Here is a 22,395-nt window from a genome sequence, read left to right as displayed (position 1 = left end):
CGGAGCGCAGCGAGGACCGCGGCCGGCACCGGGGACGAGGGAGCGACATGGCAGACGACAGCACTGACAAGGCGCTGCGCCGGGGTCGGTGGGCGCCGGCGGGCATGCTCAGCCCGGGCGTCATCTGGCTGCTGCTGTTCTTCCTCGTCCCGGTCGTGATGCTGGTCAAGGCGTCGCTGTCGTCGAAGCCGAGCCGGTTCGAGAACGCCGAGTTCTCGTGGGACTTCTCGAACTACACCTCGGCGCTCAGCGACTACCAGGCGGAGTTCGTGCGCTCGTTCCTGTACGCCGGCGCCGCGACGATCCTCGCGATCGTCATCGGCTACCCGCTGGCGTACTGGATCGCGACGCAAGGCGGTCGCTACAAGAACCTGCTCATCGGGCTCGTCGTCGTCCCCTTCTTCACCAGCTATCTGATCCGGACGATCGCGTGGACGTCGATCCTGCGCGACGACGGGCCCGCAGTCAGCCTGTACCAGCTCCTGCCGGGGGTGGGGGACGACGCCCGGATCCTGGCGACGCCGTGGGCCGTCATCGGGGGCCTCACCTACAACTTCATCTCGTTCATGATCCTGCCCATCTACGTGAGTCTGGAGAAGATCGACTTCCGGCTCACGGAGGCGGCGGCGGACCTCGGTTCGACGGCGTGGCACGCCTTCCGCAAGGTCGTGCTGCCGCTGTCGCTGCCGGGCGTGTTCGCCGGGAGCCTGCTCGTCTTCATCCCCGCCGCCGGCGACTACATCAACAACCGCTACCTGGGTTCGCCGAAGACGTCGATGATCGGCACGGTCGTGCAGAACCAGTTCCTGGTGCAGGTCGACTTCCCGCAGGCTGCCGCGCTGTCGGTCGTGCTCATGGTGATCATCACGGTGATGGTGCTGATCTACTCGAAGTTCCTCGGCACCGAGGGGTTGGCGGTATGACGGCGCGGCCTGGTTCGACGATCGCGGAAAGGGCCGGGTCATGACGATGTCGGAGGGGGCGGCGCCCCCGGTCCTCGTCGAGACGACCGACCTGGCCGGCCGGCCGGCCGCCGGACCGCAGAGGGTCCGCCCGCGGTGGGGTCGCCGGGCGCTGACGGCGTTCGCGGTGCTCGTCTTCCTCTGGCTGTTCGCGCCGCTGATCAACATCGTGATCTTCACGTTCAACAAGCCGGCCGGTCGCCGGAACCTGTCGTGGAACGAGTTCACGCTCGACAACTGGTCGCAGCCGTTCAAGGACACCGACCTGACGAGCGCCTTCCTGCGCAGCCTCCTCGTGGCCACGATCGCGGTGGCCGTCGCACTCGTGCTGGGGTCGCTGATGGCGATCGCCCTGGCCCGCTACCGCTTCACGGGCTCGAAGGTGACCGAGATCTTCCTCGTCCTGCCGCTGACGACGCCCGAGATCGTGCTCGGCGCCTCGCTCTACCAGCTGTTCCTGAACCAGGACGTGACGCTGGGCTTCTCGACGATCCTGATCGCCCACATCATGTTCTGCGTCAGCTTCGTCGCGCTGACGGTCAAGGCCCGCGTGCGCGGCTTCGACTGGACGCTCGAGGACGCCGCGATGGACCTGGGGTCGTCGCCGTGGCGGACGTTCCGGAAGGTCACGTTCCCGCTCATCGTGCCGGGCATCCTCGCCGCAGCGCTGCTGAGCTTCGCCCTGTCGCTCGACGACTACATCATCACGGACTTCACCAAGGGCGAGTACGTGACGTTCCCGATCCAGGTGAACAACCAGTTCCGCATCTCGTTCCCGCCGCAGGTGAACGTGCTGGCCACGATCATCCTCGTGGTGAGCGTGCTGCTCCTGGTGATCACGTCGGTGCGCGAGGAGCGCTCGAGCGTCGTCGGGCGCTGAGCGGCTCGCACGCGATCGGCGGACCCGGCCGCTCTCGTGCGGCACCGGCCCGTGGCGGTCGCTCCTCGCACACGACCGTCGGTCCCGGCCGATCTCGTGCGGCACCGGCCCGTGGCGGTCGCTCCTCGCACACGATCGGTGATCGGGGGCCGGGCGCCGGGCGCCGGGCGGTCGGCAGTGTCAGACCCCGCTGGTTGGATGACGTCGTGCCAGTTCGACACCTCGCCCCCGTGCCCGACCAGCCGCCCGCCATCCGCTTCGCCGAGGTGGTCCGGGCGGTGACGGCCGTGGCTCGTCAGCGCGGGTTGCAGGTGCCGGTCTTCCGCTCGCCGCCCAAGCTGGCCGACGTCGACCGGACGCTGCGCCGCCGGGCCGACGGGCAATCGGTGGTGGCGATCCGCCTGACCGACCGGCCCTTCGCCGCGGTGCAGTCCGACGTCATCGCCGGCGTCGTGGCCGTCAACGGCCTGGAGGGCCAGGACGCCGGCCGCTTCCGGCGCGCTGCGTGGATCGCGCTCGACGAGCGGCCGATCGACCTGCGCGACCAGCCCGACGATCCTCCGGCCCGGTCCGCCGGGCCCCACGCCACGTCCATCCCCGCCTGACCTCGCGCGTCCCGGGCCGTGCGCCTCGGCCGTCGGATCGCCTCCGTCTGGCTTGCGCCATCCCTTGGTCCGGCGCAGCTGGATCCGCTTCGGCATCGCTCAGATCGTGCCTCGACCCGGCGGATCGGTCACGGCGGCGACCCTGGCGCGTGCGACGATGTGGCGCTCGCCCGGGTGGCGTAACTGGCAGACGCAGAGGGCTTAAACCCCTCGGCTCTTCGGAGCGTGTGGGTTCGAATCCCACCCCGGGCACCTTGCAATGGCCTGATGACGGACGGCGGCACCTCGCTGCGACGGGCCTTGCGGCGCAACGTCACTGCGGGGGCGTCTCGCTGAGTCGGATGTGCAGCGTCTGCCACGCACGGAGGGCCAACTGCAGGTTGAACTGCGTCTCCGGCGAGTTGAGGTCGTGGCCGGAGATCTCGCGGATCCGGTGGAGGCGGTACTTGAGGGTGCTGCGGTGCACCGACAGCGCGTGCGCGGTGGCGTCGTAGTTGCCGCCGCAGGCGAGGTACTGACGGAGCGTGGCCACGAGCTCTGACGAGTCCCTCCCGGCGTCGTAGGCGAGGAGCGCGCCGAGCCACGTCGACGCGAACCGTTCGACGTCGTCGAGATCGGGGAGACCTCCGAGGAGGCGGTAGACGCCGAGCTCGTCGAACGATGTCGCGTGGTCGCCCGCGCCGGCCAGCGCTTGCACCCGGAGGGCGAACAGTGCCTCCCGGTACGACCGTCGGAGATCGCCGCTCTTGTCGCAGGCGCTGCCCACGCCGACGCGGCACGATGCGCCGTGCAGCTCGCGAGCGACCGCCGTGCGGAAGACCTCCCACGGTCGATCGGTGTCGGCGAGGACGACGATCGATGCGCCCCGACTCGCCAGCATCGTGCCGACACCGCACTCCCGGGCCGCTCGGCGCGTGGCATGGAACAGCGCGAGCGGCTCGGGAGGATCTGTGTCGACCTCGACCACCACGGCGCGGTGCGGTCGTTCGAGGTCGTAGCCGAGCGCTTCGGCGCGGGCGATCGCGCTCGCCTCGTCGGCACCGTCGAGGAGCTCGTCGACCAGGCCCCGACCGAGCCGCAGCTCGGTCTCGGCGATGCTCGCGAGACGGACCAGCTCCAGCCCCAGCACCGTCGCAGCGTGCTGGAGCGCCACTCGCGCCTCTTCGCCGGCCACCCCTTCCGGGTCGACGAGTGCGACCACCCCCACGGCGTCGTCGCGCGGTCGAGCGACGACGAGCAACCGCCCGTCGTGACGGATCGGCTCCTCGGCCTCGCACGCTCGTTGCAGCATCGCCTCACGATCTGCGGGGCCTGCCTTGGCGATGGGCTCCGTCGGGCGTGGCCCGGCCCAGGCGCGCACGTTGCCGTGACGATCCTCGATCGTCACCGTGAAGCCGGTCAGTTCGTGCACGGCACGTGCGATGCCCGCCTGGCCCCCGCCGGCCAACGCGACCTGCGTGAGTCGCTCCTGGATGGCGGCGCTGCGCTCGAGCACAGCCACGGTCGCTGCCAGCTGGCGGCTGGTGGCGACCAACTCCGCTGCGTGCCGTCGTTGACGTGCGTGGAGGCGCGCGTTCGCGAGCGCGGTACCGATCTGCTGGGCGAGGACCCTGAGGAGGAACTGCTCTCCCGACGATGGTTCGTCGCCCGCCCCGATCGCCAGGAACCCGAAGTGTCCAGTGCTGCTGCGAAGGGGGAAGGCCCACCCCCATTCATCGTGACCGACGACGATGGCCCCTCCTGCAGTGCTCACGACGGAGAGTTGCGCCTCGACCTCAGCGCGCTCGCCAGCGCCGTCGGGACCCGCGTGCCATCCGACGTCCTCCAGGTACGTGCCCACGAGCCGGCAGCGCGCGAGCGACACCACGGCGGCATCTCCCAGTTGGAGGATCTGCGCCTCGTCGTCGCTGTCGGTCATCTGCATCGACAACGCGACCAACGCCTGCAGACTGGACAGCAACTCGCGAAGCGTCGGTCCGGTGTCGTCGCCGTCCGGTCCTGAGGTCCCGCTCATCGCCCGGCCGACCTCAGGTCGCCGCCGGCAGCGCTGCGGCGGCTCAGCGTGGGCACGGGGTCACCAGCGATCCCCCGGGTTCCGCACGGGTGGGCAAGGCATCGGTCACGAGAGGACCTTTCTGCTCTGCCCTGAGCGTAAGTGCCAGCGGGCGGCGCAGCCAGGGTCGCCTTCGTCTCGACAGGGCGAGACCGGCCCACGATTTCGTCCCGGTTCTCAGCCACGACCAGCGCGACGACGCCGCCGACGGGACCGCAGCACGCGGTTCGGCCTGTCGGGTGGTGGCGCTCGTCGAGCCGGGAGCGCACGGTGGAGCGATGACACGTGACGGCCCAGCATCCGACGACGGTCCATCGGCGCTGCGACAGGCGCAACTGCACCTCGCGATGGCTGCGGTGTGCTGCGCCAGCGGCGACGCCGACCGAGCCAGGACCGAGGTCGACGCAGTGCTCGAGCAACCGGGCCTGCCGGCGTCGCTCTACGAAGCGGCCGGACGACGGCGCACGATCGCGCTGCTGACGAACGTCGACCAGGGGGATCTCGAGGTCGATCGGTTGATGGCCGAGGTCGGTGAGGACGCTCGCCGCGGCGCCGTCGCCGACGAGTGCTCCCCGACCGCCCTGGTCGTGGCCGCTGTCGCTGCGTGGCGCCACGGACTGGTCGACCAGACGCTCCAGCTGCTGTGGGCCGCCGAGCGGCGCGGCCGAGAACCCTGCGACGATTCGTTCCCCGGGCTCGGCCTGTCCGTCGTGCTCACCACCCTCGGACGTGTCGAGGACGCGTACGCGTGCACCGCGGCTGCGGCGGACGAGATCCGCCTCGACGGCCACCCCCTGTGGAGCGCAGCACCGGCACTGTTCGCTGCCCGTGTCGACCTCGCGGCCGGCCGGGTCGACTCGGCGACGACATCAGCACGCACCGGTCTGGACATGACCTGTGAGATGTCGAGCTCGTCGCTGGCGCCGATCGCCTGGAACGTGCTCGTGCACGCCGCGCTGCGCCGCGGCGAGCTGGGACGGGCGACCGAGCTGTTCGACGAGTGGAACGCCACCACGGCACCCGGGATGCTGCTCTTCGGCACGCCCCACCAGCGCTGGTCCGAGCTCAGGTTGCGCGACGCCCACGGGGTGGACCTCCTCGGCGACCCGGGGACGGAGACGACGTACGACGTGGTGGCCAGCGACCGCCGACTGCTGCTCGAGGAGCCTGGCGCGGCCGCCTGGCTCACCCGGGTGGCGGTCCGGGCCGACGACCAGCGGCGCGCGCAGGTCGTCGTGCAGGCGGTCGAGCACCTCGCTGCCACCAACCCTCGCCATCGAGCGATCGTCGCGGCGGCGTGGCACGCCCGAGGCGTCGCTGGGCACGACCTGACCGCCCTCCGTTCGGCGGCGACCATGCACTGCGCACCGTGGGACCGGGCGTCGGCCGCTGAGGACGCCGCGCACGTCAGCCTGGCCCGTGGGGACCGCGCCGCCGCCCGGTCGTGGCTGGAACGTGCGGTCACGGACTACGACCTCGGTGGCGCCACGCACGACGCGGCGCGGATCCGGTCGCGGTTGCGCGACGTCGGGGTCCGGGTCCGGCACTGGAGCTCCCAAACGCGCCCGGTCAGTGGGTGGGAGAGCCTCACCGAGACCGAGTCCGTGGTCACCGGCTTCGTCGCCGAGGGTCTGTCGAACCAGCAGGTCGCGACACGGATGTTCCTCTCACGGCACACCGTGGACTTCCACCTCCGGCACATCTTCCGCAAGCTGGGCATCGACTCACGCGTCGTGCTCACCCGCATCGCGCTGTCCCATGAACCGGCGTGCTCGTGAGCGGGGCGCCACATCGGCCCGATCCGAGGGCTGCTGCCAGGGTCCGTCCCGGCCCACCGTGCGGTGCTGCCACGCGATCTCGGGATGTGCCGTCGCCGCCCAACCGCAAGCCTTGATCGCATCGGTCCCGACATCGGGAGAAGGAGCGCACCATGGCGAAAGCGGTCGGCATCGACCTGGGCACGACCAACTCGGTGATCGCCACCGTCGAGGGTGGTCAACCGACGGTCATCCCAAACGCTGAGGGCTCGCGCACGACGCCGTCCGTCGTCGCGTTCACCGAGCAGGGTGAACGGCTCGTCGGCCAACTCGCCCGACGTCAGGCGATCATGAACCCCAAGGGGACGATCTCGTCGGCGAAGCGGTTCATCGGGCGTCGCTACGACGAGGTCGCGAGCGAGCTCAACGCGGTCACGTTCGATGTGGTCGAGGGACCGGATGGCGTGGCCCGCTTCGACGTGCGCGGCAAGCAGTACGCGCCCGAGGAGATCTCGGCCCTCGTCCTCCGGAAGCTGGTCGAGGACGCCGGCAAGTTCCTCGGGGAGAAGGTCACCGAGGCGGTCATCACGGTCCCGGCCTACTTCAACGACGCCCAGCGGCAGGCCACCAAGGACGCCGGGAAGATCGCCGGCCTGGAGGTCCTGCGCATCATCAACGAGCCCACTGCGGCGGCGTTGGCCTACGGCGTGGACAAGAAGTCGAACGAGACCGTGCTCGTGTTCGACCTGGGGGGCGGAACCTTCGACGTGAGCATCCTCGACGTCGGCGACGGCGTCGTCGAGGTCCGTTCGAGCTCCGGTGATGCCCATCTCGGTGGGGACGACTTCGACCGCCGTCTGGTCGACCACCTCGCGGACGAGTTCCAGAAGGAGAACGGCATCGACCTGCGCGACGACCCGCAGGCCCTGCAGCGGCTCTTCGAGGCTGCCGAGCGGGCCAAGGTCGAGCTGTCCTCGGTGACGCAGACCCAGGTCAACCTGCCGTTCGTCACCGCGGATGCCACCGGCCCGAAGCACCTCGTCACGACGCTGATGCGGTCGACGTTCGAGTCGATCACGAAGGACCTCGTCGATCGCTGTCTCGGTCCGGTCGAGCAGGCCATGTCCGATGCGAAGGTGAACACCAACGACATCGACGAGGTCATCCTCGTCGGCGGGTCGACCCGCATCCCTGCGGTGCAGGACCTGGTCCGGCGACTCACGGGCGGCACGGACCCGAACATGACCGTCAACCCCGACGAGGTGGTCGCCATCGGTGCTGCGGTCCAGGCCGCCATCATCAAGGGCGAGGTCAAGGACGTCCTCCTGCTCGACGTCACCCCGCTCTCGCTCGGCGTCGAGACGATGGGCGGCGTGATGTCGAAGGTGATCGAACGCAACACGACGATCCCTGCACGCCGCACCGAGGTCTTCAGCACGGCCGAGGACGACCAGGATGCGGTCGACGTCGTCGTGCTGCAGGGGGAACGGGAGCGCGCTGCGGACAACCGGGTGCTCGGACGGTTCCGACTCGAGGGCATCCGTCCCGCCCCTCGTGGCTCTCCGCAGATCGAGGTCACCTACGACGTCGACGCCAACGGCATCCTGAACGTCACGGCGAAGGATCGCGACACCGGAGCGCAGCAGGAGATCACGATCAGCCAGAGCTCCAACCTCGACGAGCAGGAGGTCGAGCGGATGATCGCCGATGCAGAGACCCATCGGGCCGAGGACACCCGGATCCGGGCCGAGGTCGACGCACGCAACGAGCTCGACAGCATCGCCCATCGGGTCGAGACGACGCTGTCCGAGCTGGGCGACCAGGTCCCCGTCCACGAGAAGGCACGGGCCGAGAACCTGATCGTCGACGCCCGCGCCGCCATCGACGAGGGAGGCGACGTCGATCGCCTGCGGTCGTTGAGCGCCGAGCTGCAGCAGGTGCTCCACGGTCTGGGCACCAGCCGACCGGCGGGCGACACCGCACCCGACGGCACCGCCACGGCCGAGGACGACGTCATCGACGCCGACTTCACCGTCTCGTAGGGCGGCGGATCCGGTGAACGGCCAGCCGGCGCCGACCGAGCCCGACCGCGTCGATCCCCCCGACGACCCACCCGTCGGAGACGACACCGGCCCGGCCTCCGGTCGCGCGCCGGCGGAACCGCCGCCGTCGCCCGAGACGGCGCGCCGCGCTGCTCCGAGCTCGGACGATGCCGACCAGCGGCTCCGCCGGGCCATGGCCGACCTCGACAACCTCCGCAAGCGCTTCCAGCGCGAGGTCGTGCGCGAACGGGAGGCGGAACGAGCGCAGGTGGCAGCCGAGTGGCTCCCGGTCGTCGACGACCTCGACCGGGCGCTGGAGCACGCGGGTGCCGGGGACCGCGCTTCCGACGGCCTCGCCGACGGGGTGCGCGCGGTGAGGGACCATGCGTTGGCCGTGCTCGCCGGGCTCGGCTTCCCGCGGTTCGAGGACGTCGGTGAGCGGTTCGATCCGACCCGCCACGAGGTGGTCAGCACCACCGAGGCCGACGCTCCTCCGCACACCGTCGTGGCTGTGCTGCGGCCCGGCTACGGGACGAACCAGGCCGTCCTGCGTCCTGCGGCAGTCGTCACGAGCGCCTGATGGCTCGCCGCGACTTCTACGACGCGCTGGGCGTCGAGCGATCCGCGACACCCGACGAGATCCAGTCGGCGTACCGCAGGCTGGCCCGCAGCTTCCACCCCGACGTCAACAAGGATCCCGCCGCCGAGGATCGCTTCAAGGAGATCTCCGAGGCCTACGACGTGCTGTCGGATCCCGACCTGCGCCGTCGCTACGACCAGTTCGGCCACGACTTCCGGCAGGTGCCCGAGGGTGCCGATCCGCGGACGTATGCACGGTCCGGGGCGGCTGGTGGCGGACGAGCCGGGAGGTCTGACGGCGACTGGTACACCACCGGCGCCGGCGGTGAGGTCGATCTCGAGGACCTGTTCGGCGATCTGTTCGGCGGTGGCCGACGTCGGACGTGGGGGTCGATCCCCGGGGCCGACCAGGAGGTCGAGATCACCATCCCGATCGAGGAGGCGTTCCGGGGCGGCTCGCGGACCATCACGCTGTCCGGCGCCGACGGTTCGCGCACCCTGGACGTGAGCATCCCGGCCGGCGTCACCGACGGGCAACGCATCCGCCTCAGCGGTCAGGGAGGCCACGGCACCGGGCAGGGCCCGCCGGGCGACCTCTACCTGGTCGTGCGACTCGCACCCCACCCCCGCTACCGCGCCGAGGGCCGCGACATCCACCTGGAGCTCCCGTTGGCCCCCTGGGAGGGCGCGCTCGGCGCCACCCTCGCCGTCGACACACCGGGTGGCGAGACGAAGGTCCGGGTGCCGGCCGGCACGTCGAGCGGGCGGCGTCTCCGACTGAGGGGACGCGGTCTTCCCAACCCCCGGGGGGAGCCCGGCGACCTCTTCGCCGAGGCCCGCATCCTCGTGCCGGCGACGCCGAGCGACGAGGAGCGGCGACTGTTCGAGCAACTGGCACGAACGTCGACCTTCGATCCCAGACGGAGCAACCGATGACGGCGCACGTGCTCGCCCGGCCGTGGCGACTCGGCCTCGATGACTTCGCTCGTGCCGTCGGGGAGCATCCCGACCTGGTGCGCCGGTTCGTCGCACTCGGGTTGATCGAGGCGACGACGGACGTGTCCGGGGAGCTGTGGTTCGAGCCCGGCCAGATCGCCGAGACGGCCCGCCTGCGACGCCTTCGAGCCGGCTTCGCCCTGAACTACGCCGCCCTGGGACTCGTCGCCGACCTCCTCGACCGACTCGATCGGCTCGAGGCGGAACGACGACGTCGCACCGGCGACCTTCCGACACCGTCAGGAGCACGACGATGGAGATGAACCGTCTCACCCAGCGATCGCAGGAGGCGCTGCACGACGCCCAGACGAAGGCGTTGCGCTACGGCCACACCGAGGTCGACGGCGAGCACCTGCTGCTCGCCCTCCTGGAGCAGCCCGACGGGCTCGTTCCCCAGCTGGTGGCGCGAGCAGGGTCGGACCCTGCCGATCTCCGCGCCGGCCTCGACGCCGAGCTCGAGCGGCGTCCACGTGTGAGCGGCCCCGGGTCGGCGCCGGGTCAGGTGACCCTGACGCAGCGCCTCGCCCGTCTCCTCGATGCCGCCGACAAGGAAGCCGTGCGGCTGAAGGACGAGTACGTCTCGGTCGAGCACCTGCTGCTGGCGCTGATCGCGGAGGGCTCGGGAACCGCCGCCGGTCGGATCCTGGAGTCCGGGGGCGTGTCCCGCGAAGCCGTCCTGGGGGCGCTGACCGAGATCCGCGGCAACCAGCGGGTGACCTCCGCGATGCCCGAGGTCACCTACGAGGCGTTGGAGAAGTACGGACGTGACCTCGTGCAGGAGGCCCGGCTCGACAGGCTCGATCCGGTGATCGGGCGGGACGAGGAGATCAGGCGAACCGTGCAGATCCTGTCGCGCAAGACGAAGAACAACCCCGTGCTCATCGGCGACCCGGGCGTGGGCAAGACCGCCATCGTCGAAGGCCTCGCCCAGCGCATCGTCAACGGCGACGTGCCCGACGGACTGCGCGACAAGACGATCTTCGCCCTCGACATGGGCTCCCTCATCGCCGGAGCGAAGTACCGCGGCGAGTTCGAGGAACGTCTCAAGGCGGTGCTCAACGAGGTCACGGGATCCGAGGGCCAGATCCTGCTCTTCGTCGACGAGATGCACACCGTGGTCGGCGCCGGCGCGGCCGAGGGGTCGATGGACGCCGGCAACATGCTCAAGCCGATGCTCGCCCGCGGCGAGCTGCACATGATCGGCGCCACGACTCTCGACGAGTACCGATTGCACGTCGAGAAGGACGCCGCGCTCGAGCGGAGGTTCCAGACCGTGCTCGTCGACGAGCCGGCGGTCGAGGACGCCATCTCCATACTGCGCGGCCTTCGGGAGCGGTTCGAGGTGTTCCACGGCGTGAAGATCCAGGACAGCGCGATCGTCGCCGCCGTCGTGCTCAGCCACCGCTACATCTCCGACCGGTTCCTGCCCGACAAGGCGATCGACCTCGTCGACGAAGCGGCCGCCATGCTGCGCACGGAGATCGACTCGCTGCCGTCCGAGCTCGACGGGCTCACGCGGCGCGTGACCCGCCTCGAGATCGAGGAGGCGGCGCTCGCGAAGGAGACGGACAGGGCCAGCGAGCACCGCCTGGCGGAACTGCGCAAGGAGCTCGCCGATCTGCGCGCCGATGCGGACGCCATGCGCGCCCAGTGGGACGCCGAACGCCAGGCGCTGAAGAGGGTGCAGGCCCTGCGCGAGGAGCTCGAACGGGTCCGGCTCGAGGCCGATCGCGCCGAGCGGGCCTACGACCTCGAACGAGCCGCCGAACTGCGGTTCGGGAAGTTGACCGAGCTGGAACGTCGGCTCGAGACCGAGGAACAGCTCCTGGCCACGAAGCAGGGCGCAGCCCGACTGCTGCGCGAGGTGGTCACCGAGGACGAGATCGCCACCATCGTGTCGCGGTGGACCGGCATCCCGGTGAGTCGGCTCAAGGAGGGCGAGCGCGAGAAGCTCCTGCGCCTCGACCAGATCCTGCACGAGCGCGTGATCGGTCAGGACGAGGCGGTGCAACTCGTCGCCGACGCCATCATCCGGGCCCGTTCAGGCATCAAGGACCCGAAACGACCGATCGGTTCGTTCATCTTCCTGGGACCGAGCGGCGTCGGCAAGACCGAGCTGGCTCGGACGCTCGCCGCGGCGTTGTTCGACACCGAGGACAACATGGTGCGCCTCGACATGAGCGAGTACCAGGAGCGGCACACCGTGAGCAGGCTCGTCGGCGCGCCACCCGGGTACGTCGGCTACGAGGAAGGCGGCCAGCTCACGGAGGCCGTACGACGCAAGCCGTACTCGGTGGTCTTGTTCGATGAGATCGAGAAGGCCCATCCAGACGTCTTCAACACCTTGCTGCAGGTGCTCGACGACGGCCGCCTCACCGATGCGCGAGGTCGGCTCGTCGACTTCCGCAACACGGTGGTGATCATGACGTCGAACATCGGGTCGCCCGAACTGCTCGAGGGCGTGTCCGACTCGGGAACGATCGAGCCAGAGATCCGCGACATCGTCATGGCCCGGCTCAGCAGCCACTTCCGCCCGGAGTTCCTGAACCGCGTCGACGACATCGTCCTGTTCAAGCCGCTGACCCTGGACGAGATCGAGCGGATCGCCGAGCTGATGTTCGACGACCTGCGCAACCGCTTGGCCGACCGGCAGATGACGCTCGAGGTCAGCCCCGACGCCTTGCGGCACATCGCCGAGCAGGGGTTCGACCCGGTGTACGGCGCCCGACCGCTGCGCCGGTACATCTCCCACGAGGTCGAGACCCGGCTCGGCCGAGCGCTGCTCGGCGGCGAGGTGCACGACGGCGCCGTCGTGAGGATCGAGCTGGAGGACGACGAGCTCGCGGTCCGGTGGCAGAACCCCATCACCTCCGTCCCGCAGGCCGCGTGAGGGGAGCACGACGTGGCCGACCCTCACGTGGTGGAGTGCCTGTCCTGCGGGAAGCGCAACCGGCTGCCGGATGCGGCCAGCGGTGTGCCCCGGTGCGCCAACTGCCAGACCCCGCTTCCCTGGATCGCCGATGCCGACGACACCACCTTCCCCGCCGTTGCCGACGCGGCGGATCTGCCCGTGCTCGTCGACCTCTGGGCGACGTGGTGCGGGCCCTGCCGGATGGTGACCCCGGCGCTCGAAGCCCTCGCTCGATCCCACGCCGGAAAGGTCAAGCTGGTCAAGGTCGATGTCGACCGCTCACCGCTCACCGCTCGGCGGTTCGCCGTGCAGAGCGTTCCGACCTTGATCGTGCTGCACCGCGGGGAGGTCGTCGACCGCCAGGCCGGTGCCGCCCCGGAGCACGTGCTGCGCCCATGGCTGGACGAGGCGATCAGGCGGGCGCGCTCGTCGCCATCGACGACGGTCGGCTGACCGGCGCGACCGCAGGTCGTCGTTCACGAGGGCACGCTCGCCCTCACGCGGCCGGCGCGGACGGCGCCCACCAGCGCGGAGTGGTCGCGCTCGGTCTGTTGCGCGTACGCGTCGGCGAACTCTGCCACGGCCTCGTCGAAGGTACGCCGGCGTCCGAGGTAGCCAGCGATCGCGGCGGCGTCGCCGGACCGGGCGTGCGCACGAGCCAGCACCCGACCGCACAACCGTGCGTAGGTAGCGAACCCCGACGCCGTCATGACGTCGAGGTTGACGGAGCCCTTCATGTCGCGGAACTGGCGGACGTAGTAGTGGCGGTCCCCATCGGTGGTCCAGCCGAGGAAGATGTCGCTCGCCGCCTGCATGAGCCGTTGCCCGACGACGACTCGCTGTCCCTGGTGCTCGAACTCCGAGGGTCCGGCGTACGGTGCGATCACGGCGTCGTTCGCCTCCTTGAGCTGCAGGAACAGCGGCGTCCTGCCGTCGTGGTCCATGAGCAGCACCAAGTAGCAACGTGTCCCGACGCTGCCGATGCCGACCACCTTGCGCGCCGCGTCCACGATCGTCCAACGCTCGAGCAGCGGACGGCGATCCGCAGGTAGGGACTCCACGTATCGCTCGAGCATCTGCGTCGCATCGCGATCCTCGATCTCGTCGTGCGCGATGAGCGGGGGCTTGTCGACGATGCGGCGTCGCTCGCCGACGACCGTGGTGAACTTCGGGAGGGCGCCCAGGCTGGTGCGGTGACGCACCTTGGGCACGCACAAGGCTTCCTCGAGGTCCTTCGCCTGCTCCTCCCGAGCGATGGCGAGGACCCGTTGCACGTCGACGCGGTCGTACCAGACGTCGAGGGGCGACATCGGTCCGAGCTCACCCATGCGCTCCCGATACGCGCGCACGGTGCCCTCGACCGCCGCCGTGCGCTCCCGTGCCTCGAGGTTCAGGTTGCCGGCCGCCACGGCCACGCTCGCCGCGAGGCGCTTGACGTCCCATTCCCAGGGCGCCGGGAGCGTCTCGTCGAAGTCGTTGACGTCGAAGACGAGGTTCCGCTCCGGGGTCGCGAACACCCCGAAGTTGGCCAGGTGTGCGTCGCCACATGCCTGCACGCGGTAGCCCGTCACCGGGGTGCTGGCGAGGTCGTCGGACATGAGCTGCGCTGCGCCGCGCAGGAAGGCGAAGGGCGACGCCATCATCCGTCCGTAGCGGACGGGCACGAGGTCGGCGAGCCGGCCAGCATCCGAGACGCCGAGACGAACCACGGGATCGGGCCGCCCGGGATCGGGTTCCCACCGGGCGTGCGCAGACCGGGGCACCTCCTTCCGGCGGGACCGACCATCGGCGCGACGGTCCTCGTAGGACTTGCGTCCGGCATCTCGCACCTCCCCACGATGGCGAACCGACCGATCGGGCGCACCACGCGCTCGCGTTGTTCCGAGCCGCGGTCGGCGACTCACGAGGCGAGCGGCGCTCAGCCCTCCGCGAAGGTTCCCGATCGCGTCGTGCGCGACTCGCCGTCCCCCCTGGGGTCGGCGCGGTGTTCGGCACGTGCACCCAGCCAACTGGCGATGTTCCGCACGTAGTCCTTGAAGGTCTCCAAGCGGGAGGGGTCCCGCTTCATCTCGTCGCTCGGCGGCTCGGTCACGAACGACGGCGCGCCGGCGTCGATGTCCCAGTTCATGTCGGCGAAGTGGTGGAACGTCGAGCACGCCACCGCCCGGCCCGCGGGGCCGCCGCCGGTCACCGTCTCGCCGTCGAGGGCGACCGCCAGGTTGAACGCGCAGCCGGTGACCGTGCTGCGACCCCGGCCGACGACCTGCGCGAAGCCGTACTCCGGCGGCGCCGAGACAGCACCCTCGTGGGGGTGGGCCGGGAACCACTCGATCCGCCCGCTGGCGTTCCGGTCGGTCCGGAGCAGCTCGTGCGCCGGTTCGTCGGCCATGACCGGCTGATACCCGCCGTTCGCGCCCGAGTGGTAGTTCGGCCACGAGATGTTCGGGTTGTCCTGATCGTCACGACGGGCGTTCGGCTCGGGGTTCTGGTTGTGGAAGTGGTTGAGCTGGCCGATCGAACCGAGGCAGACGAGACAGGAGCCGAGGTCCTGGTGGTCGCGAGCGGTCAGCACGCCGCCACCCCGCTCGCGGAAGCGCATGATCCCCGCCGCGTCGCCGGGTGAGAGCCCGTGGCCGGCGTCGACGGCCATCAGCCAGAGCTGGTCGTAGTCGAGCGTGTCGAGCACGCTCAGCACCGAGTCGTCCGTCGCTTCGTCGCGATTGCGGGTGGTCACGTCGTGGCCGGCGCGTGCCAACTCGTCGGCGAGGAGCGAGAACCGCCCGACGTTCCAGTCATCGGGGATGTCAGGGATGGTCGTCTGCAGCAGGATGCTCGCCATCCCGCCAGCATGCTCGTTCACCATCGGCGGCACCCCCCGCGATCTCGTAGATCATCCGTCGAGTGGCGATGAGGCCGGCGTCCGGGACCGGCGCCCTCGGTCAGAGCTTCTCGGCGACCACGTCGATCTGGTGGATCTGCGGTGCTTCGACGAACAGGTCGGGGGCCTTCTCCATGAGCGCCGCAGCGACCTTGCCGTTGAGGTGAGCCTGTCGGCCGTCGTCGTCGGGGAAGACGTCGAAGATCCCGAACTGCCCGCCGCCCAACTGCACGGCGAACCAGGCGGTCGTTCCGGGCTCGTCCTCGACCAGCCCTTGGCCGGCCTCCAGGAAGGCCTCCACCTCGGCCTCCTTGCCCGGCTTCGCCTGCAACGGCACCCACAACCCAACGGTGACCTTGCTCATGTCCGTCTCCTTCGCTGTGAACGTCCTTCGGACGGCTGCGACGCAGACGGTCGCATCGACGTGGGGACCACGACTGCGCGGCGGATGCCGAGCACGACGTCGACTTCGAAGGCGGTCGGGCTCGTCGACCGACCTCCTCGTTCGACCCATCGTCGTGGCCGCGCCCCGCCGCCACATCCCGCGAGCGCGTAGGCGTCGACCGTGGACCTCCGAGGTCGCCACCAGCTGAGGTGTCGGCATGAGGAAATCGTGGCCCGAGCGTCGGCGGTGGGTGCGATCCTGGGTCCGATGGAGCGCGATGGGCTGTTCGACCGGGTCGTGGCGAGCACCTACGACGAGGACCACGCCGAGCGGTTCGCGGCGGACGTGATCGGGCCGACGGTCAGCGTGCTGGCCGACCTGGCGGCCGGCGGTCGGGCCCTCGAGCTGGCGGTCGGCACCGGCCGAGTCGCCCTGCCGTTGGTCGAGCGCGGGGTCGAGGTGGTCGGCATCGAGCTCTCGCAGGCGATGGTCGACGAGATGGCGGCCAAGCCGGGTGCGGATCGGGTCCCCGTCGTCATCGGCGACATGGCGACGACCTGCGTCGGCGGAGAGTTCTCGCTCGTGTACCTCGTCTACAGCACGATCACGAACCTGCTGACCCAGGACGAGCAGGTGGCGTGCTTCGCCAACGCCGCCGCCCACCTGGCGCCGGGTGGCCGATTCGTGGTCGAGGTCGGGGTCCCGTCGTTGCGCCGGCTACCGCCCGGCGCGAGGTTCGTGGGACAGGAGGCCACCGATCGCCACATCGGCGTCGACGAGCTGGATCCACGCACCCAGTCCATGACCTGCCACCACACCTACGTGCGCGACGGCGAGGCGAGCGTCTTCCGCTCCCGTCACCGCTACGTCTGGCCCTCCGAGCTCGACCTGATGGCTCGCCTCGCCGGGCTCGAGCTGGAGCACCGGTGGAGCGATTGGCACCGAGCCCCGTTCACCGCCGACAGCGCCTCGCACATCTCCGTCTGGCGCAAGCCGCCGGGGTGACCGTCAGCGGCGACCTCTTACGTCGTCGCCTCGAGCCCAGTGGTGGGGGGCGCGAAACGAGAAGCAGGATGGGCGTGGATCCGGCACGCCATCCTCTTCAGCCCCGCCTTGCGTCGTCGTCCGTTCCGGGTGCACGTCCGCCTAGGTTGACGGCGTCCGACGAGGAGGTGGGGATGCGCACGAGGCCGACACCGCGCGACGTGCTCGGCGTCCCCGCACTGCCGCCGCCGGCCCTCAGCGCGGGTGTCTCACGGCTCCGCGGGATGCTCGGGCGACTGCATCGCTCGACAGCCCCGCCGCCGGTCCAAGTGCTCGACGCGCTATTCGGCATGCTGGAGCACCGGGTGCTGGTGGCGTTGTGCTCGGTCGGGGTACCCGATGCGCTGACCGGACCCCGAACTGTGGGTGATCTGGCGCGTGACGTCGGGGCCGACCCCGATCTGCTGGAGCGGCTCGTCCGGTTCGGGGCCACGCGCGGCTGGCTGCGCATCGACCGGCGCGGCCGAGTGCGACCCACGAGGGTCACTGCGTTCCTCCGCGCCGACCATCCCGGCGGCTGGCGCTCGTGGGTCGACTTCGCCGGAGGCGCGGAGGTGGTCGCTGCCGTTGCGGAGCTCTCTGCCGAAGCTGCCAACCCGTTCCAGACGGTGAACGGCGCACCGTTCTTCGAGTGGATGGCCGAGCACGATGACCGCTGGGCCGTCTTCGACGAGGCCATGGCTGCCGGCGGACGCATGCATGCGCTGACCCTCGCCCACTCGCTCGACTGGTCCGGTTGCGCGACGATCTGTGACGTCGGCGGAGGGACCGGAGCGCTGCTCGCTGCTCTCCTCGAGCTCGTGCCGGGGGCGACCGGGACACTGCTCGACCTGCCCGGTGTCGCCGCACGCGCCGTCGACCATCCCAGGATGAGTGTCGTTGCGGGGGATGCCTTCACGACTGTGCCCGACGGGCACCACACCTACCTCCTCGTGAACGTCATCCACGACTGGGGCGACGATGACTCGGTCTCCCTGCTCCGGGCGGTCGCGGCCGCCGACCCGCGTCGAGTCGTCGTGGTCGAAGGCGAGCGGTCAGAGGTGCCCACGGACGACATCGCAGCGTCGACCGACGTGCTGATGGCAGCACTGACGCCGGGCGGCCGGGAGCGCACCGCGTCCCAGATCGATGCGCTGGCGACCGCCGCCGGTCTCCGGACGTGCACGAGGGTGCGGCTCGCATCGGGCGACCTCGCCTCTGTACTCGTCGCAGCCTGACGGCGGACACCGCCCCTGCGTCGCCCGTCGACCCCAGGTCGAGCTGATCACTGGCTGCGGGACCGCCCGTCTCCGAGGGACGGGCGGCCCGCATCAGACCGGTGGCTACCGGCCGGCCTGCGTGCCGGTCACGTTGAAGTCCGCGTCGAGGGCGACCGTCACGTGGCTGCCGTCCGCCTTCGTCGCGTGCACCTCGTAGGTCGCACCGTCCGCATCGGTCTCGGCTCGCTCCACCGTCGCGCCCGGCACTGCGCCCAGCGCTGCAGCAGTCGCCTTCTCGAGCTCGGTGCCGGTCAACGGCGTCTCGGTGATGCCGTTCGCGGTGTGGGGTCCGCGCTGCTGCCCATCGGCCGGCTGCTGTGTCGAGCCGGACGGCGCCGTCGTGGTGGTCGTGTCCTGGGCACCGGCGGTGCCGGTCAGCGCATACGCACCGCCTGCGCCACCGAGGAGCAGTGCGCCGCCGAGGGCAGCGGTGCCGAGCTTCTTCCGGAGGGGTCTCATGTGTGGGAACTCCTTGTGGGGTGTCCCGTCCGCTGGTTCGATCACGAGCCGTTCCAATGGGTGGATCGAACACTCCCAGTGGAGGTGGCACTGAGTGCCATGTCGATGTACGTTCCGTCCAATCACCGACGGCTGCTCCCAGCGGCGGCCGTCCGAGGGGGAGGCTCGCTGTGGAAGGTCTGCGATTCGACGGGGACGTGATCGTGGTGACGGGCGCTGGTGGCGGCATGGGGAGATGTCATGCGCTCGAGCTGGCGAGTCGGGGCGCACGCGTCGTCGTGAACGACCTGGGCGGACATCCGTTCGGAGGCGGGAGTGATCCGGGACTCGCCGAAGCGGTCGTCGAAGAGATCCGTGCCGTCGGTGGAGAGGCGGTCGCCAACGTCGAGTCGGTCGCCGACGTCGAGGGCGCTGCGAGCCTCACCGAGCAGGCGCTGGACACGTGGGGCAGGCTCGATGCGGTGGTGGCGAACGCCGCCATCCTGCGGGACAAGCCGTTCGACGAGATGACCGTCGAGGACTTCGACGACGTGATCGACGTCAACCTTCGGGGCGTGATGCGAGTGCTGCATCCGGCGTACAAGGCGATGAAGGCGAGCGGCGGCGGTCGGATCGTGGCAGTGACCTCGACGTCGGGGTTCCTCGGTGCCAGGGCGCAGACGAACTACGGGGCGGCGAAGTCCGGGTTGCTCGGACTCACCCGCTCCCTCGCGCTCGAGGGACAGGCGTCCGGCATCAAGGCCAACCTCCTCGCACCCGGAGCGCTGGGTACACGGATGCACACGGCGATGGTCGAGTCGGCCACGTACCACGCCGACGCCAGTGCGGATCTGGTGCAGAGCGAGGCCGCTGCCGCGTTCCTGAGACCCGAGCGCGTGAGCCCGATGGTGAGCGTGCTGACCCACCCGACGTGTCCGGTGACCGGACAGGTGCTGGGGGCGTGGGGCGGGATGTTCCACCGCTTCGGAGTCACGCTCAACGCAGGGTGGACCAACCCCGACGGGCCGACCACCGCAGAGGACATCCTTGCGAACTGGGATCGGATCGTGGACGAGGAGTCAGCGCGGGACGCCGGCCTCGACTCGTTCGGCGGCGGCCGGTCCTCGTGACCACCGAAGCGATCCACTACGACCCGTACGACTTCGCGCTGAGCGCGGATCCGTACGCCACGTACGCGCGGTTGCGGGACGAGGCGCCGCTTTACTTCAGCGAGGAGCACGACTTCTACGCCCTCAGCCGGTACGGCGACGTGGAGGCCGGGCTCCGTGACGCCGTCACCTACTCCTCGAGCCGCGGGAACATCATCGAGTTCATCAAGGCCGGCTTCGAGATGCCCTCCGGCGTGGTCATCTACGAGGATCCGCCGACCCACACCCTCCACCGGGCGGTCCTCTCCCGTGTGTTCACGCCGAAGAAGATGGCGGCGCTGGAGGATCGCATCCGCCAGTACTGCGCCGCCTGCCTCGACCCGGTCGTCGGTTCGGGCGGGTTCGACCTGATCGACGAGGTGGCCGCGGCGGTCCCGATGCGGACCATCGGGATGCTGCTCGGCATCCCGGAGGACGACCAGCGCGCCATCCGTGACCGGCCCGAGGCAGACATGCACACCACCGACGGCCAGCCGTTGAAGGTGTCGGCCGACTTCGCGAGCGGCGCCGCGTTCGCCGACTACGTCGACTGGCGCATGGAGCACCCTTCGGACGACCTGATGACGCTGCTCATCGCCGCGGAGATCGATGACGGGCGCGGAGGGACGAGGCGACTCGAGCGGTCGGAGATCCTCACCTACGTGAACGTCCTCGCCGGCGCCGGCAACGAGACCACCAGGCACCTCATCGGGTGGGCCGGCAAGGTGCTCGCGGACCACCCCGAGCAACGTCGCGAGCTGGCATCGGACCCGTCGTTGATCCCGAACGCGATCGAGGAGCTGCTCCGATTCGAACCTCCAGCGCCATTCGCTGCGAGGTACGTGACCCGCGACGTCGTGCTCCACGGCGCGACGGTCCCGGAGGGCAGCGTGATGCTGTTCGTGATCGGCGCCGCGAACCGCGACGACCGGCGCTATGACGACGGCGACGACTTCGACATCCACCGGGCCGTCGGCGCGCACCTGACGTTCGGCTTCGGGATCCACTACTGCCTCGGCGCCGCGCTCGCTCGGTTGCAGGGCCGCATCGTGCTCGAAGAGCTGCTCGAGAGATTCCCGGACTGGACCGTGGACGTCCGCGGCGCGCAGCTCGCTCCCAGCTCGACGATCCGCGGTTGGGCGACGCTGCCGATGGTCCTCCCGTGATCGGCCTGCACGGGCTCGGCCGTGTCATAGTCTGTCCATGGCACTGAGTGCCACCCCAGGCGGGACACCGACGGAGAGCGGAGACATGACGACGGCGACGAGCGAAGACCTCTACTACGACCCCTACGACCCGGACCTGCAGTGGGATCCGTTCCCCACGTTCCGGCGAATGCGGGAGGAGGCGCCGCTCTACTACAACGAGCGCCACGACTTCTACGCCGTGAGCCGGTTCGATGACGTCGAGGGGGTGCTCAAGGACCCTGGCACCTACAGCTCGGCGCGAGGGGGGATCCTCGAGCTCATCAAGATGGAGATGGACCTGCCGTCCGGGGTCTTCATCTTCGAGGACCCGCCGATCCACACGGCGCACCGCGGCCTCCTGTCCCGGGTGTTCACTCCGAAGAAGATGAACGCCCTCGAGCCACAGATCCGAGACCTGTGCGCCGAGGTGCTCGATCCCCTGGTCGGTGCCGAGCGCATCGACTTCGTGCTCGACCTGGGCGCCCGGATGCCCATGCGGGTCATCGGGATGCTGCTCGGCATCCCGGTCCAGGACCAGGAGGACCTCCGCGTCCACAAGGACGAGGGCATCCGTCGGGAAGTCGGCAAGCCGGGCGAGTTCAGCGAGGACCAGTTCGCCGACGCCACGTTCTTCGAGGACTACATCAACTGGCGGCGCGAGCACCCGTCCGACGACCTCATGACCGCGCTGATCCTGTCGGAGTTCGAGGACGAGACCGGGACCGTCCGGACGCTCACCCACGACGAGCTGCTCATCTTCGTCAACGTCCTCGCCACCGCCGGCAACGAGACCACCAACCGCGTCATCGGCCACATGGGCAAGAACCTGGCCCTCCACCCCGGCCAGCGACAGGAGCTCTGCGACGACCGGTCGCTCGTCCCCAACGCCGTCGAGGAGCTCCTGCGCTACGAGCCTCCCGCACTGCAGGCCTGCCGCTACGTGACCGAGGACGTCGAGATCCACGGCCAGACCGTCCCGAAGGGGTCGGTGATGATGGCCATCCTCGCCTCAGCCAACCGAGACCACCGGGCGTTCCCGCCCGACGGTGACGAGTTCGACATCCACCGCCAGATCAACCACCACCTCACGTTCGGCTACGGGATCCACTTCTGCCTCGGCGCCGCGCTGGCCCGACTGGAGGGGCGCATCGCGATGGACGAGATCCTGACCCGCTTCCCCGAGTGGGACATCGACTGGGACAACGCACGGATGGACAGCTCGCAGGTGCGCGGCTGGTCGACCTTGCCCGCCATCCTGCCGACGCGCTGAA

General features: G+C 70.1%; 20 protein-coding genes and 1 tRNA gene. 16 read left to right on the top strand and 5 right to left on the bottom strand.

The window, feature by feature from the left end; genetic code table 11:
* The first annotated feature begins 47 nt into the window (after positions 1-47).
* The 4 genes from LH044_RS09035 (at position 48) to LH044_RS09020 (ending at position 2,699) form a co-directional block, all read left to right on the top strand.
* Entirely contained in the window at positions 48-923 is an 876-nt protein-coding gene (locus tag LH044_RS09035) for an ABC transporter permease (RefSeq protein ID WP_227759699.1), read from the top strand.
* Between the two features lie 40 nt (positions 924-963).
* Positions 964-1,842: an ABC transporter permease gene (locus LH044_RS09030; RefSeq protein WP_227759698.1), complete on the top strand. Its 879-nt coding sequence runs from the start codon at positions 964-966 to the stop codon at positions 1,840-1,842.
* A gap of 206 nt (positions 1,843-2,048) precedes the next feature.
* Positions 2,049-2,447 carry a hypothetical protein gene (locus LH044_RS09025; RefSeq protein WP_227759697.1) on the top strand — a complete coding sequence of 133 codons (399 nt, stop codon included), beginning with the start codon at positions 2,049-2,051 and terminating at the stop codon, positions 2,445-2,447.
* 168 nt (positions 2,448-2,615) lie between these two features.
* Positions 2,616-2,699 (top strand) — tRNA-Leu (locus LH044_RS09020).
* 61 nt (positions 2,700-2,760) lie between these two features.
* On the opposite strand, the gene LH044_RS09015 is transcribed toward LH044_RS09020, so the two are convergent.
* Complete coding sequence (locus tag LH044_RS09015) at positions 2,761-4,461, bottom strand: PucR family transcriptional regulator (RefSeq protein WP_227759696.1); 1,701 nt, start codon at positions 4,459-4,461, stop codon at positions 2,761-2,763.
* Between the two features lie 281 nt (positions 4,462-4,742).
* Here LH044_RS09015 and LH044_RS09010 point away from each other — a divergent pair, with 281 nt between their 5' ends.
* The 7 genes from LH044_RS09010 (at position 4,743) to trxA (ending at position 13,238) form a co-directional block, all read left to right on the top strand.
* Entirely contained in the window at positions 4,743-6,278 is a 1,536-nt protein-coding gene (locus LH044_RS09010) for a helix-turn-helix transcriptional regulator (protein WP_227759695.1), read from the top strand.
* 152 nt (positions 6,279-6,430) lie between these two features.
* On the top strand, positions 6,431-8,299 hold the full coding sequence (gene dnaK, locus LH044_RS09005; protein WP_227759694.1) for a molecular chaperone DnaK: 1,869 nt from the start codon (positions 6,431-6,433) through the stop codon (positions 8,297-8,299).
* 193 nt (positions 8,300-8,492) lie between these two features.
* Positions 8,493-8,879, top strand: coding sequence for a nucleotide exchange factor GrpE (locus tag LH044_RS09000; protein ID WP_374210572.1), 387 nt, complete (start codon positions 8,493-8,495; stop codon positions 8,877-8,879).
* Positions 8,879-9,814: a DnaJ C-terminal domain-containing protein gene (locus LH044_RS08995; RefSeq protein WP_227759692.1), complete on the top strand. Its 936-nt coding sequence runs from the start codon at positions 8,879-8,881 to the stop codon at positions 9,812-9,814. Before LH044_RS09000 ends, LH044_RS08995 begins: the two co-directional genes overlap by 1 nt.
* On the top strand, positions 9,811-10,137 hold the full coding sequence (locus tag LH044_RS08990) for a chaperone modulator CbpM (RefSeq protein ID WP_227759691.1): 327 nt from the start codon (positions 9,811-9,813) through the stop codon (positions 10,135-10,137). The genes LH044_RS08995 and LH044_RS08990 overlap by 4 nt, the downstream gene beginning before the upstream one ends.
* Positions 10,128-12,764 carry an ATP-dependent chaperone ClpB gene (clpB, locus tag LH044_RS08985; RefSeq protein WP_227759690.1) on the top strand — a complete coding sequence of 879 codons (2,637 nt, stop codon included), beginning with the start codon at positions 10,128-10,130 and terminating at the stop codon, positions 12,762-12,764. The genes LH044_RS08990 and clpB overlap by 10 nt, the downstream gene beginning before the upstream one ends.
* Positions 12,765-12,791: 27 nt before the next feature.
* Positions 12,792-13,238, top strand: a complete 447-nt coding sequence (gene trxA, locus LH044_RS08980) for a thioredoxin (protein WP_227759689.1) — start codon at positions 12,792-12,794, stop codon at positions 13,236-13,238.
* Positions 13,239-13,261: 23 nt separating this feature from the next.
* Here trxA and LH044_RS08975 read toward each other — a convergent pair whose 3' ends face one another.
* The 3 genes from LH044_RS08975 to LH044_RS08965 all read right to left on the bottom strand — a co-directional run bounded on the left by LH044_RS08975 (position 13,262) and on the right by LH044_RS08965 (position 16,027).
* Positions 13,262-14,614 (bottom strand): DUF2252 domain-containing protein, encoded by a 1,353-nt coding sequence (locus tag LH044_RS08975; RefSeq protein WP_374210571.1) that lies wholly within the window; start codon positions 14,612-14,614, stop codon positions 13,262-13,264.
* Positions 14,615-14,703: 89 nt separating this feature from the next.
* Entirely contained in the window at positions 14,704-15,624 is a 921-nt protein-coding gene (locus LH044_RS08970) for a hypothetical protein (protein ID WP_227759688.1), read from the bottom strand.
* Positions 15,625-15,724: 100 nt separating this feature from the next.
* Positions 15,725-16,027 (bottom strand): putative quinol monooxygenase, encoded by a 303-nt coding sequence (locus LH044_RS08965; RefSeq protein ID WP_227759687.1) that lies wholly within the window; start codon positions 16,025-16,027, stop codon positions 15,725-15,727.
* A gap of 288 nt (positions 16,028-16,315) precedes the next feature.
* On the opposite strand from LH044_RS08965, the gene LH044_RS08960 reads away from it, so the two are divergent.
* Together LH044_RS08960 and LH044_RS08955 are read left to right on the top strand one after the other, a co-directional pair.
* Positions 16,316-17,053 carry a class I SAM-dependent DNA methyltransferase gene (locus tag LH044_RS08960; RefSeq protein WP_227759686.1) on the top strand — a complete coding sequence of 246 codons (738 nt, stop codon included), beginning with the start codon at positions 16,316-16,318 and terminating at the stop codon, positions 17,051-17,053.
* A gap of 173 nt (positions 17,054-17,226) precedes the next feature.
* Positions 17,227-18,309: a methyltransferase gene (locus LH044_RS08955; protein WP_227759685.1), complete on the top strand. Its 1,083-nt coding sequence runs from the start codon at positions 17,227-17,229 to the stop codon at positions 18,307-18,309.
* A gap of 105 nt (positions 18,310-18,414) precedes the next feature.
* Here the strand turns inward: LH044_RS08955 and LH044_RS08950 are convergent, their stop codons facing one another.
* Entirely contained in the window at positions 18,415-18,810 is a 396-nt protein-coding gene (locus tag LH044_RS08950; protein ID WP_227759684.1) for a PepSY domain-containing protein, read from the bottom strand.
* A gap of 170 nt (positions 18,811-18,980) precedes the next feature.
* Between LH044_RS08950 and LH044_RS08945 the strand changes: the two genes are divergently transcribed.
* The 3 genes from LH044_RS08945 to LH044_RS08935 all read left to right on the top strand — a co-directional run bounded on the left by LH044_RS08945 (position 18,981) and on the right by LH044_RS08935 (position 22,394).
* Positions 18,981-19,919, top strand: a complete 939-nt coding sequence (locus LH044_RS08945) for an SDR family NAD(P)-dependent oxidoreductase (protein WP_227759683.1) — start codon at positions 18,981-18,983, stop codon at positions 19,917-19,919.
* Entirely contained in the window at positions 19,916-21,103 is a 1,188-nt protein-coding gene (locus LH044_RS08940; protein WP_227759682.1) for a cytochrome P450, read from the top strand. The genes LH044_RS08945 and LH044_RS08940 overlap by 4 nt, the downstream gene beginning before the upstream one ends.
* An 85-nt stretch (positions 21,104-21,188) precedes the next feature.
* The gene (locus LH044_RS08935) at positions 21,189-22,394 is read left to right on the top strand and encodes a cytochrome P450 (RefSeq protein ID WP_227759681.1); all 1,206 of its coding nucleotides are present in this window, start codon (positions 21,189-21,191) and stop codon (positions 22,392-22,394) included.
* Position 22,395 lies beyond the last annotated feature (1 nt).

This window comes from Dermatobacter hominis (assembly GCF_020715685.1).
GTDB lineage: Bacteria > Actinomycetota > Acidimicrobiia > Acidimicrobiales > Microtrichaceae > Dermatobacter > Dermatobacter hominis.
This window is presented reverse-complemented; position numbering and strand designations above follow the sequence as displayed.